Genomic DNA, 12,076 nt, shown 5'->3' with positions numbered 1-12,076 from the left:
GAACGGAATGTAGTCCGCAAGACCCTGCTTCGACAGACACAGCGTCATCGCCGCCGTCAGCGTCGACTTCCCGTGGTCAACGTGCCCGATCGTGCCCACGTTCACGTGGGGCTTGGTCCTCTCGAACTTCTCCTTCGCCATCATCTCCCCCTTGAAGGAGTCTCAACCCCTGGGGGCCTCGACGGGCCCGTAACGGTGAGATCCCATGGTCCTGTCTACGCCGTCAGACGTGGAGCCCACGACCGGGATTGAACCGGTGACCTCATCCTTACCAAGGATGCGCTCTACCGACTGAGCTACGTGGGCATACGCATATACCGACAGGTCACCGGCCCTCTCGGCGCTCCGAATCAGAGCCGAACTCCGAGTATACCCGAATGATCCTGCGTTCGTCAACTCCCGTCTTTCGACGGGAGGGGAACATTCTGGAGCGGGAAACGGGACTCGAACCCGCGACCCTCAGCTTGGAAGGCTGATGCTCTAGCCAACTGAGCTATTCCCGCACCGACCTTCCCGATCCTCCAGGAACGAAGCCCGTATGGTGGGGAGGGGAGGATTCGAACCTCCGAAGGCTTCGCCGACAGATTTACAGTCTGTTCCCTTTGACCACTCGGGAACCTCCCCGGGCAGTGCACGCCGCCGCGTCGCTCGGGCGGCGCATCGGTGCTTCGTCACCAATGCATCTGGAGCTGGCGAGAGGACTCGAACCCCCAACCTCCTCATTACAAGTGAGGAGCTCTACCATTGAGCTACGCCAGCCCGAATCCACAGCTCGGTCCGGCGGGTGGCTTGAAGGCGAAGACACCGCCAGCTACGAATGGATGAGTTTAGGCGAGATGAGGGGCCGTGTCAACCCCGAATGACTGTTCAGAAACCTCGCAGGCACGCGGGTCCGGCCCCGGGTGTGACCGCGGTCACTCTCCCCGACCGGTCTTCCTCACGACGGGACCCTCGGGAAGGTCCTCCACGGCGTAGCCGGCCTCGGCGATCCGGTCCCTGAGTTCGTCCGCCCGTCCCCAGTCCTTCGAGGCGCGGGCCTCGGCGCGCTCCTCGACGAGCTTCCTGACCTCGTCCGGAACGTCGTCCTCCTCCCCTCCCAGCTCGGGCAGAATACCGAGAACGTCCGAGAGCTCCCGGAGCGTCCGCCGGTCCGCACGGAGCGTCGCCTCGTCGGCCCCTGCCTCAACCTCCTGGTTGATGAGCCTGACGGCCTCGAAAAGATGTCCGATCGCCTGCGCCGTATTGAGGTCGTCGTCCATCGCCTCGATGAACCGGTCCCGGACCGCAGCGACGCCGTCTGAGGGCTCGCCTCCGGAGTCGTCGTCGCTCTCGGGACCCACCGATCGCTCGAGTGTCCGGAAGAGGTTCTCGAACCGCTCGATGGCCGTCTCGGCTTCGGCCAGCCGCTCGTCGGAGAACTCGATCTCTGAGCGGTAGTGCGTCGACAGCAGGTAGAAGCGCACGACCTCCGACGGGAAGCGCCGCGAGATCTCCTCCATCGTCCGGAAGTGACCGGTCGACTTCGACATCTTCTCTCCGGCGAGGTTGACCAGGCCGTGGTGGACCCAGTGATTGACGTACGGCCGGCCCGTCGCGGCCTCGGCCTGAGCCATCTCATTCTCGTGGTGTGGGAAGATGAGCTCAGTGCCGCCCCCGTGAATATCGAAGTGGTCACCCAGGTACTTCCTGGACATCGCCGAGCACTCGATGTGCCAGCCCGGCCTGCCCTTCCCCCACGGACTGTCCCAGGAAGGCTCGCCCTCCTTGGCGGCCTTCCAGAGACAGAAGTCCTCGGGGTGGCGCTTCTTCTCGTCGAGCTCGACGCGCTCGCTCGCACCGGCCAGCAGGTCCTCGAGACGCTTCTTGGACAGCTTCCCGTACTGCGGCCAGGACTTTACCTCGAAGTAGACGTCGCCCCCGGATTCGTAGGCGTGGCCCTTCTCGATGAGCATCTGCACCAGGTCGATGATCTCATCGATGTGCTCCGTCGCACGCGGATAGACGTCGGCCGGGACCGCTCCGAGGAACTCGAGGAAGTCCATGAAGCGCTTGATGTTCTCCTCGGCTATCTCGAGATAGCCGACACCGCGCTCGGCGGCCTTGACGATGATCTTGTCGTCTATGTCCGTGAAGTTCATGACCATCGTCACATCGAAGCTGCGGTACGAGAGATACCGCTTGAACACGTCGGCGACGAGCGCCGCCCGCATGTGACCGATGTGCGGCTCCGACTGGACGGTCATGCCGCAGAAGTACATGGCCACCCTGCCCTCGCGGACGGGCTCGAACTCCTTCTTCTTCCCGGCGAGCGTGTCGTAGATCCTCAGCATCCGACGCCCTCCCGACGTCCTGTTCAGCAGACCCCTGTCCGCATCATTCGCTCAGTGCCCTCGCCGCGAGCGCGCGTGCCCGCTGCTCGATCACCGGGCCGCCCGCCCTGCCGTCCTTCATGCAGGCGCTTCCGACGATGATCCCATCGGCCGCCTCGAGCACGCCCGCGATCGATGCCTCCGTCACGCCGCTCCCGACGTAGACCGGAACCTGCGGTAGCGCGGTCCGGATCCGCTCGACGTCGTCGAGCGGCGCCGGCGTCCCGGTCGCTTCGCCCGTGACGATGAGCGCGGAGGCCTTCCCGCGCTCGACCGCGTCGGCCGCGGCCCGCTCGATGTTCACGGGGACGAGCGGCTGTGCGTGCTTGACGTGCACGTCGGCGAAGACGACCAGACCGGGGGCGTCCCGGGCGATGGCCCGGAGCGTCGCGGCCGCCTCCCCCTGGATGAGCCCCTGGTCGGTCACGGCGGCGCCCGTGTGGACGTTCACGCGAATGAGGCTCGCTCCCGTCGCCGCCGCAACGGCGACGGCCGAGAGCGCGTCATTCCTGAGAACATTGACGCCCAGCGGCAGGCCGACGGCGGCCGACACGGCGGCGCCGACGGCGGCGAGACCGGCGACGGCGCCACGGCCCGCGAACCCACGTTCGAACGGCCCGTCGCCGTAGTTCTCGATGATCACGCCGCTGAAGCCGGCGCGCTCGTAGGCGCCGGCGTCCGCCACGGCCCGGTCGATCACCGTCCGCATGTCTCCCGACCAGCCCGGGCTGCCGGCCAGGGCGCCGACGTGCACCACGCCGATGAGGTGCGGCCGGTCGCCGAGGACGCTCTCTATGACGCTCATCTCACCGCCGAATCTACCTTGTGAGCTTCTTCACCGTCTTCGCGTCCAGCTTCTTCGTCAGCGCGAGCAGGAGCTTCACGAGGGCGTCGTAGTCCTTCCTGTGGATGACGCCGACATGTCCGTGAATGTAGCGCGTCGGCACGACGAAGGTCTGGCAGGGCACTCCCTGCCGATTGAACTGGATGGTGCCGCTGTCGGTTCCGCCCCGCGTCAGTGCGGTCAGGCAGTACGGGATCTTCTCCTTCTCGGCCGTGTCGATGACGAAGTCACGGAGCCTGCGGCTGGGGATGGCGCTGCCGTCGTAGACCATGATCCCGACGCCGCCGCCGAGGTCCTCGCCCGCGCCGTCCGTGCCGGGCGTGTCGGTGGCGATCGTCACGTCGACCGCGAATGCGACGTCCGGGTCGACGAGGTTGGCGCTCGTCCGCGCGCCGCGCAGTCCGACCTCCTCCTGCACCGTGCCCACGCCGTAGAGCGTGTTGGGATGGGTCTTGCCCGCCTTGGTCAGCACGTCGATGACGGCCGCGACGCCGATGCGGTCGTCCCAGGCCTTGGCGGCGTAGGTCTTGGGGTTCCCGAGGATGGTGAAGTCCGAGATCGGGATGATCGGGTCGCCCGGACGGACGCCGAGCTTCTTCTTCACATCGAACTTGTCGGCGGCCCCGACGTCGATGTACATGTCCTTGATGTTCAGGACCTTCTTCCGCTCCTCGGGCTCGAGGACGTGCGGCGCCTTCGACCCGATGATGCCGACGAAGTCGCCCTTCCGGGTGCGGACGCGGACCCTCTGCGACAGAGCGACGTGGCCCCACCATCCGCCGACCGGCAGGAATTTGATGAAGCCCTCCTTCGTCACGGACTTGACCATGAAGCCGATCTCATCCATGTGCCCGGCGATCATCACCCGGGGGTCGTCCGTCTTGCCCTTCTTCTTCGCCACGAGGCTTCCGAGCTTGTCGTAGCTGATCTCCGCCAGGTCGCCGAGGTGCTCCTCCATGATGTCCGCGACCTCGTCCTCGAAGCCGGAGATACCGTTGGCCTCGGTCAGCTGCTTGAACAGGGTCTCTGTCTTATCCACGCGTTCGTCTCCTCTTCACAGGTCTCTCTCTCTCTGGGCGGAAACGCCCCGGGAACGACCGTCGAGCCTACCAGCAAACGACGCCCGAAGTCCAGTCCCCCGGTAGGCTACGCCGGGTTGCGCCGGGGCGCCGAGCGTGGAACGTATCTTGCAAATCGATAATGCTTGCGAATGCACGGAGAACCGCATAGAGTTGTCGGCCGGTCACGCGCCCGGCGCCGGCCGGGCGGGACCGCCGACCTCAGAGACGGCCGACACGAGCTCTGGCAGCGAGGGAACCGGGGGGCGGACGTGATCAACGTGGCCTTGATAGGCGCGGGAAACTGGGGCAAGAACCTCCTTCGAACGCTCCATCAGATGAGGGGGGCCGAGCTCTCCACCTGTTGCGACGCCGACCTCGACCGCTGCAAGAACAGGCTGAACGGCTTCCGCGGCATCGCCATCACCGGCGATCCGAAGGAGGTGTTCCGGGACGACAGCATCCAGGCGGTCGTGATCGCCACCCCCGTCCCGAGCCACTTCGAGCTGGCCCACGAGGCCATCCTGGCGGGCAAGGACGTCCTCGTCGAGAAGCCGATGACGCTCGCGCTCGACGACGCCGAGAGGCTCGTGGCAGCGGCCGAGGAGCGGGACCGCATCCTCATGGTCGGGCACCTTCTCGAGTATCACCCCTGCGTTGTCCGCATGAAGGAACTCCTCGAGTCCGGCGAGCTCGGCAAGCCGTACTACATGTACTCCCAGCGCCTGAACCTCGGCCGTATCCGCAAGGATGAGAACGCGCTCTGGAGCTTCGCACCTCACGATATCTCGATCATCCTGCACATCCTCGACCTGGAGCCGGAGACGGTCTCCGCGAGGGGGGCAGCGTACGTGCGGTCGAACGTCGAGGACGTCGTCTTCCTCGATATGCGCTTCCCCGACGGCGTCGTCGCACACGTCCACGTATCCTGGCTCGACCCTCACAAGGTCCGCAGGACGACGCTGGTCGGCAGCAAGAAGATGGTCGTGTTCGACGACATGGAGCCCGCGGAGAAGGTCCGCATCTACGACAAGGGCGTCGAGCCCAACGGCCGTTTCGTCGGGTACGCGGAGTCGCTCTCCCTGCGCTTCGGAGAGGTCGTCGTCCCCGCCATCGCCATGCAGGAGCCGCTGCGACTGGAGTGCGAGCACTTCCTCGAGTGCGTTCGCGAGAGGCAGCGTCCGAGGTCCGACGGCCACGACGGGCTGCGCGTCGTGCGCGTCCTCGACGCGGCTCAGCGCTCGCTCAAGAACAACGGCACGCCGATCGACCTGTCCGGCTGAGAAGACCCTCCAGAAGAGCAACACGGTGGGGCCCGCTCGGGGTCCATCACGCAGAACACGCTGCGAAAGGGAGAACCGAATCGTGGAACGGTACGTTGACCCCGCGGCCGTCGTGGGTGACGGCACGACGATCGGACGGTTCACCGTCCTTGAGGCAGACGTCACTCTGGGAAGAGACTGCCGGATCGGGCACAACGTTGTGATCCGCCGGGGCACGACGGTCGGGTCGAGCGTCAGGATCGATGACAACACAGTCGTCGGCAAGCTGCCGATGAAGGCTGCGAACTCGGCGACGACCGACGGCGGGACGGTCCCGGGCGCCGAGATCGGCGACGAGGCGATCATCGGGTCACAGGTCGTCATCTACGCGGGGTGCCGCATCGGCAGGAGGGTCCTCGTGGCCGACCTCGCGTCGATCCGCGAGGACGTTACAGTCGGGAGCTACACGATCGTCGGGCGCGGCGTCACCGTGGAGAACAAGTGCACCATCGGACGCTACTGCAAGCTCGAGAGCGAATCATACATCACGGCCTACTCCGAGATCGGGGACCGTGCGTTCGTCGCCCCACAGGTCGCGACCTCGAACGACAACTACGTCGGCAGGACCGAGGAGCGCTTCAAGCACTTCAAGGGTGTGGTCGTGGAGAGGGGCGGCAGGATCGGTACCGGCGCCGTCGTCATGCCGGGGAAGACCATCGGAGCCGACGCGCTCGTCGCGGCGGGATCGGTCGTCACGAACGACGCGCCGCCGCGGAAGATCGTGATGGGGTGCCCCGCGAGACCCCTGCGGGACGTTCCTGAGGAACAGCTTCTGGAGAATCAGGGCTGGGAGGACGAGAAGGACGACTGACCTCGTCATCCCCGTCGCCCGCCACCCGGCGCAGCACATCGAGCATCCTGAAAGCGGCGGCGTTGCGGCAGAACTCGCCCTCCGCCGCGTTGCGCCCGTTCGCTCCCATGATCGCAGCCAGGTCCGGGTCCGACTTCAGTCTCCGGATGGCGGCCGCCATCTCGAGCGGATACTCCGGCTTCACGGTGATCCCGCACCGTGCCTCGTTGACTATCGACGCGCTCTCCCCCATGACGGCATGCACGATCGGCCGGCCGACGGCCATCGCCTCGAAGATCTTCGAGGGGATGACGTGCCGGAAGAGCGGATCGTCCTTCAGGTGAACGAGGACCGCGTCGCTCGCCGCCAGAATGGCGGGGACATCCTCTCTCGGCTGCGCCTCGAGGAAAGACACGTTGTCGAGCCTCATGTCGGCCGCCCGGTCGACGAGCTCCTCCCTGCGGGCGCCCTCCCCGACGATCAGCAGATGGACGCCGTCGCCCGACAGCATCTCGGCAGCCTCGAGCACATGCTCGAGCCCGTGAGCCATGCCGATCGTCCCGACGTAGGTCGCGACGAACCTGTCGGACGGTATTCCGAGCCGGTGTCGTACGCCGTTGTCCCGCCGATCGGGACGGAACCCGCCCAGGTCGACCCCGTTCCGCACGACGGCGATCTTCCCGGGGTCGATGCCGCGACCGGCCAGGATCGAACGGAACGACTCGGTCACCGACACGATGCAGTCGGCCCGCCGGTACAGATGGTGGGCCAGGCGGCCCAGCATCCCGACGACCGGCCCCTCCCCGACCGCTCCCACCGCCGTGATCGACTCCGGCCACAGGTCGCGGAGTTCGAAGACGAACGGAGCGCGTCGGAGACGTGCGACGATACACGCGGCGACCGCCGTGAAGAACTGCGGCGAGGTTCCAACGACGACGTCCGGGCGTTCCTCGGCGCAGGCGGCCGGGACGGCCGTGAAGAGGAAGCTCAGGTAGTCCAGTGTGCGCCGCACGAGTCCCTTGTTCGGCGCGACGTACGTCCAGACCCGCACGACCCGGATCCCGTCCACATACTCCACGCTCCTGGGCCTGTTCCTGTACCCTTCGTAGATGCGGCCCACCGGGAAGTTGGGAACCCCCGTGACGACCGTTACGGCGTGACCGGCCTCGGCCCAGACGCGCGCATGCTCGAACGTCCGCACCGCGGGCGCGTTCGTCTCGGGCGGGAAATTGTCGGTCAGAAAGAGAATGCGCATCATCGAATCGCCTGCGTGTCTCTCAACCAGTACAGGGAACCGTCCTGTTATCATGCATATCGCGCGCCAGCGACGACGGTATGGCTCCCCGTCCCGTCGTGGTGGAAGAACCGGACCGCGCGGTGCGTTCGGTCCGGGACCGACCGCACCATGGACCACTATATGTCAGGAGAGCACGCTCACGGCAAGCGAAAAGGCGTCCGGGACCGTGCACAAAGAGAGAGGCAGGGCCCGTCAGGGGGCCCTGCCTCGTGATGTTCGCTCTGTCTCTGTCGGGGCGTTCGGACTACTTCCTGAACCTGCGCCGGACGATGCCGGCCATGCCCAGGAGCCCGGTCCCGAGGAGCAGCATCGTCCCCGGCTCCGGGACGACGGTCTCGCCGTCGAACGAGCCGTCGAGGTTGATCACGTCGTTGCGGCAGCCCATCGTCCACTCAAGCCCGACGACGTCGCCGGCACCCGGATCGTTGAGCATCCACCGCGGCACGCTGACCTCGATGACGTAGGTGCCGTAGCCGCGCTCGACGATGCCGGTATCGTAGATGTCGAGGCTCGCGTTGCCGAGCGACGTCCCGCCCGAGAAGTTCGTCGGGCCGGTCTCGGCCAGGAAGATGGAGTTCGACTGGTACCAGTCGCCGGCGTCCGTGTCGGCAACGAGTCCGGTGGCTCCGTCGATGTCGATCCCGTAATCGCGCGGACCGCCGCCCAGATCGAGGGCGAGGTCGCCGGGATGGATGACGTCGCCGAGGTAGAACACGCCGCCCGGGGTATTGAACGATGTCACGATCGCCATGTAGGCGTTCGACGCGTCGTTGTCGAAGTACATCGCCTCGATGTCGAACTGCTCTCCACCGTGCGCCGGACGCAGGAAGTGAGCACTCCAGTTGTCGTCGACGAAGTAGTCGGCCGTCGCGCTCGTCGGCGTCCAGTCGTGGGAGAACGCGCCGCTGCCGTCAACGGCCAGGTCGACGCCGAACCAGTCGGACAACAGACTGGCGCTCGCGGGGACGGCCGCTGTCAGAAGCAGGGCGACCATTCCAAGTATCACGATCGGCCTCATGATGAACCTCCTGTTCGAGGCGCCGAACGCGCCCCTGTCCCAATGTGTCTCTTGTGGCCTCAAGGACAATACTATCACAGGCGGGGTCGCTTGACAAGAGTAAATACATGGGTACTGTGGCGGTCCGCTCCAGCACCCGGGCCGCTCTCCACGGCCGCTCCGCCCCCGACTCGCTCCCTGAAGCCTGTAAGTACCTGGCCGAAAGGCATTTAGGGACGCGATGCGAGAGCTTCCCGCACTGCATTTTCCATGATGCGCCATCGTGTGCGCCATGTCAAGCCGGAATGGGTCCAGTGAGCGGCCCCTGCGACGCCTCCGCACGCGTCCCTGGTCCGGCGGGCACCATGCCGGCAGGGCCGCAGGGACACCGTGCCGGCAGGCTCAGGGCAGATCAGACGTGGGGGCCATGAGCAGGGTCAGTGAAGGACCGTCACCTTCCGCCTGGCTTCGATGCCGCCGGCTCGGAGGCGGCACAGGTAGATGCCGCTCCCGACGGGCGCGCCGCGGCCGTCCAGACCGTCCCAGACGAGCCGCGTCTCGCCGGACGCGCCGCCGGAGGCGGCGATACTCCTGACGAGGCGGCCGTCGACCGAGTAGACACTCAGCGTGGCCGGCTCGCTCCCAGGCGGTGCGACGAAGCTGAAGGAGACCCTCCCCCTCGTGGGGTTGGGATAGGCCTCGAGCAGCAGCTGATGCTCGGACGAGAGGCTGAAGTCGACCTCCGCAGGTTCGGAGAGCTCGCTTTCGTTGCCCGCCGTGTCGACCGCGGTCACCGTGTACCAGTAGGTCCCCTCGGCGACCGACCGGTCCACGTAACGCGGCGACGTCACGAGCCCGTGGTTGATGCGCACGCCCCGGGCCTCGTCCCCCGCCCGAGCCCGATACACCTGGTATCCCCAGAGATCGTCCGCGCCGGTGTCCTCCCACTCGACCACGACGTCCCGGGCGACCGTTCTCGCCGCGACGCCCGCCGGCGCCGGAGGCGGCTCGGTGTCGGGAAGCTCGGGGTCGTCGGGATCGTCCGGATCACCCGGCTCGTCGAGGGGTGCCTCGGTCCGGAAGCAGCAGTCGTCGGAGTAGGTCGTGTCGCCGTGCGCTCCGACCGCCACGATCCTGTAGTGATAGACGGTCAAGCTCTCAAGCGAGGAGAGTGAGGCTTCGTAGACGTACCGGGGAACCCGCCACGCCGGCTCGCCGGGGCAGGTCTGTCCGTAGGACGTGTCCGCGCCCCACTCGATCCATGTCGTGCACGGGCGGTCGATCGTCCATCGCACAAGCGAGGTCGACTCCGTCGTGAGCGCGGTCCCCGATGAGACGATCCTTGGCCCCATCGACTTGACGAGGCCGTAGGCGGGCGCCGAGGTCTCGAACGCGTGCGAGTCGCAGCTCGACGTGTCGGCCCCGCACGCGCTTCTGACCATGAAGGTGTACTCGAGACGCGGTACGACAGGTCCGACGACGACACGGTGCTCCGTCACGAGCTCCGGAAGGACCGGTGTGGCGCAGTCGAGACTGTCCCCCGCGCCGTAGAGGACCTGCGAGGTGGCCGGCCGGTCGGTCGACCATGTAACGGCGACCGATGTGGCGGAGAGAGGCTCGCTGGAGACGTCCGTGATGATCGGCGGCCCCATGGGGCCGGTCGACATCGTCTCGAACGTCGAATCGGGAGAGACGGCGACGCTCTCGTACGCGTCGGCCGACCGGACTCGGAAGTGGTAGAGCGTCTCGTCGTCGAGGCCCTCGAGCGTCACCTCGTGGGCGGTGTCGAGGCCCGCGACCGACGCGGTGTCCCCGTAGCTGTCGGTCGGTCCGTACTCGACGACCGACGTCGCCGGCCGCGTCGTCGTCCAGCTGATGACGGCCCACGACGTTCCGACGTTGCCGACCGAGACGCCGGCGATGGCGAGCGGCGTGAGGTCGGTCTCGAAGACACCGTCGTCCGAGTGGACGACGTCCACGCCGTCGCTGCTTCTGACGCGGAAGTGGTAGAGCGTCCCCGGCTCGAGCCCGATGAGCGTCATCTGGTGCTGCGTCACGGGCGCCGGGTCGACGTCGGTGGAGCTTCCGTATGTGTCGGTCTCGCCGTACTCGACGGCGGAGTCAGAGGCCCGATTGGTCGTCCAGGTGATCGTGGCCGTCGTCGTATCGACGGCCGTGACCGTGACGTCGGTAACGGTCAGGGGCGGCGGTGGCGGCAGCGGCGTCTCGAACACGAGGTCGCCGGAGGCGGCGGTGTCCGCGAACGCGTCACCCGAGAGGGCGCGGAAGTGATAGACGACGCCCGGCGAGAGCCCGTCGACGACGACATCGTGCGACGTCACGTACGATCCGTCGATCTGCGTCTGCGACCCGTACGCCTCGCTCGTGCCGAACTCGACCCACGAGGTCGCCGGCCGGTTGGTCGTCCAGACGAGTCTGGCCCACGTGGAGTCACCGTCCGCGACCTCCGCATCCACCACCTGGAGGGGCGGCGGGTCGGACGTCGTGAAGGTCTCGTCGCCGGACGTCGCCGGGACCCCGGCTGAGTCGGTGCCTGCGACGCGGAAGTGATAGAGCGTCGACGGCTCGAGGTCGGTCAGCGTGATGCTGTGGGACGTCTGAAGGGGTGAAGGCCGCTCCTCGACCGTCCCGTACTCGACCGTCGGTCCGTACTCCACGACGGCCGTCGCCGGTCGATCGGTGGTCCACTCGATGACGGCCGTCGACTCGGTCGCCGCAGCACTGATGCCCGCGATGACCAGCGGGACCGGCTCGCCTGCCGGCGCGACGCCGACCGTCAGCGTCCCGACCGGCTGTCCCGGGTCTTCGAAGGCGAAACCGAGGACACCGAGCGAGTCCGAAACGAACGGACCGGCCTCGACGAGCTCTCCGCCGGTGGAAACGTTGAACGCTTCCTCGGCGGTCACTCCGACCAGGATGTGCGTTGATTCGACAGCCGAGCCGTCAACGGCGAAGACCAGCGTCACCGCGGCCACCGCGACGAGCGTGATGGTCGCCCTCACTCGCGGCGCTGTGCGCACACTCACCCCTCCCGAACCCGAACGCTATCGGACGGGGCCCGCGGGACCGAAGGCGGGTGCATAGGGGGTTGCCTGTGCAGTGGAAGACCTTGGGCCGGCCTCCGAGAGGAGCGTCAGCCGGCCCTGCGCGACCGAGGCTTCTCGTGTGCCTGTAGGACCCCGGCGAACCCCGTCCAAAGCTGCTTGTCGTATCCGTGGTGCCATGGGGTGGCGACTGAGAGCCTTACAACTGCACAATCTGTGCCATTAGGTAAGTAACAATGCGCGTGGAGCCCGATCCGGTGCGGGCCGGAGAGCGGCTGAGGACCTGTCCGAGGAAGGGGGCGCGGCGGAACGCGAACGGGCCCGCCCTGTGTTC

Annotated in this window: 9 protein-coding genes and 4 tRNA genes; 2 read left to right on the top strand and 11 right to left on the bottom strand. The window is 66.9% G+C overall.

Going from position 1 to position 12,076, the window contains the following annotated elements; genetic code table 11:
• The 8 genes from tuf to GF405_08175 form a co-directional block, all read right to left on the bottom strand.
• Positions 1–141: elongation factor Tu (gene tuf, locus GF405_08210; protein ID MBD3368134.1), on the bottom strand; the 141-nt coding region annotated here is incomplete at its 3' end.
• An 89-nt stretch (positions 142–230) separates the two neighbouring features.
• Positions 231–306 (bottom strand) — tRNA-Thr (locus GF405_08205).
• A 120-nt stretch (positions 307–426) separates the two neighbouring features.
• Positions 427–503: transfer RNA gene (locus GF405_08200), tRNA-Gly, on the bottom strand.
• A 36-nt stretch (positions 504–539) separates the two neighbouring features.
• Positions 540–624 (bottom strand) — tRNA-Tyr (locus GF405_08195).
• Positions 625–684: 60 nt separating this feature from the next.
• A tRNA-Thr gene (locus GF405_08190) sits at positions 685–759 on the bottom strand.
• 155 nt (positions 760–914) lie between these two features.
• Entirely contained in the window at positions 915–2,330 is a 1,416-nt protein-coding gene (locus GF405_08185) for a cysteine--tRNA ligase (protein ID MBD3368133.1), read from the bottom strand.
• A 43-nt stretch (positions 2,331–2,373) separates the two neighbouring features.
• Positions 2,374–3,174, bottom strand: coding sequence for a BtpA/SgcQ family protein (locus GF405_08180; GenBank protein MBD3368132.1), 801 nt, complete (start codon positions 3,172–3,174; stop codon positions 2,374–2,376).
• A gap of 13 nt (positions 3,175–3,187) precedes the next feature.
• A complete protein-coding gene (locus GF405_08175) occupies positions 3,188–4,171 on the bottom strand; it encodes a M20/M25/M40 family metallo-hydrolase (protein ID MBD3368131.1) in 984 nt (327 codons plus the stop codon).
• Positions 4,172–4,423: 252 nt separating this feature from the next.
• Here GF405_08175 and GF405_08170 point away from each other — a divergent pair, with 252 nt between their 5' ends.
• The gene (locus tag GF405_08170; GenBank protein MBD3368130.1) at positions 4,424–5,554 is read left to right on the top strand and encodes a gfo/Idh/MocA family oxidoreductase; all 1,131 of its coding nucleotides are present in this window, start codon (positions 4,424–4,426) and stop codon (positions 5,552–5,554) included.
• Positions 5,022–6,404, top strand: a complete 1,383-nt coding sequence (locus tag GF405_08165) for a hypothetical protein (GenBank protein ID MBD3368129.1) — start codon at positions 5,022–5,024, stop codon at positions 6,402–6,404. The genes GF405_08170 and GF405_08165 overlap by 533 nt, the downstream gene beginning before the upstream one ends.
• Here GF405_08165 and GF405_08160 read toward each other — a convergent pair.
• The 3 genes from GF405_08160 to GF405_08150 all read right to left on the bottom strand — a co-directional run bounded on the left by GF405_08160 (position 6,286) and on the right by GF405_08150 (position 11,724).
• On the bottom strand, positions 6,286–7,638 hold the full coding sequence (locus GF405_08160; GenBank protein ID MBD3368128.1) for a glycosyltransferase: 1,353 nt from the start codon (positions 7,636–7,638) through the stop codon (positions 6,286–6,288). The two genes, GF405_08165 and GF405_08160, sit on opposite strands and share 119 nt — an antisense overlap.
• A 286-nt stretch (positions 7,639–7,924) precedes the next feature.
• Positions 7,925–8,971, bottom strand: coding sequence for a PEP-CTERM sorting domain-containing protein (locus GF405_08155; protein MBD3368127.1), 1,047 nt, complete (start codon positions 8,969–8,971; stop codon positions 7,925–7,927).
• 143 nt (positions 8,972–9,114) lie between these two features.
• Complete coding sequence (locus tag GF405_08150) at positions 9,115–11,724, bottom strand: T9SS type A sorting domain-containing protein (protein MBD3368126.1); 2,610 nt, start codon at positions 11,722–11,724, stop codon at positions 9,115–9,117.
• Positions 11,725–12,076: the final 352 nt, after the last annotated feature.

The organism is Candidatus Effluviviaceae Genus V sp. (assembly GCA_014728125.1).
GTDB lineage: Bacteria > Joyebacterota > Joyebacteria > Joyebacterales > Joyebacteraceae > WJMD01.
This window is presented reverse-complemented; position numbering and strand designations above follow the sequence as displayed.

What these genes read in the sequence shown, in the direction of transcription:
- GF405_08185 (MBD3368133.1), bottom strand. Translation starts at nt 2,330, where the DNA reads ATGCTGAGGATCTACGACACGCTCGCCGGGAAGAAGAAGGAGTTCGAG.
- GF405_08160 (MBD3368128.1), bottom strand. Translation starts at nt 7,638, where the DNA reads ATGCGCATTCTCTTTCTGACCGACAATTTCCCGCCCGAGACGAACGCG.
- GF405_08155 (MBD3368127.1), bottom strand. Translation starts at nt 8,971, where the DNA reads ATGGCGCACACGATGGCGCATCATGGAAAATGCAGTGCGGGAAGCTCT.
- GF405_08165 (MBD3368129.1), top strand. Translation starts at nt 5,022, where the DNA reads ATGAGAACGCGCTCTGGAGCTTCGCACCTCACGATATCTCGATCATCC.
- GF405_08170 (MBD3368130.1), top strand. Translation starts at nt 4,424, where the DNA reads ATGCACGGAGAACCGCATAGAGTTGTCGGCCGGTCACGCGCCCGGCGC.
- GF405_08180 (MBD3368132.1), bottom strand. Translation starts at nt 3,174, where the DNA reads ATGAGCGTCATAGAGAGCGTCCTCGGCGACCGGCCGCACCTCATCGGC.
- GF405_08175 (MBD3368131.1), bottom strand. Translation starts at nt 4,171, where the DNA reads ATGGAGGAGCACCTCGGCGACCTGGCGGAGATCAGCTACGACAAGCTC.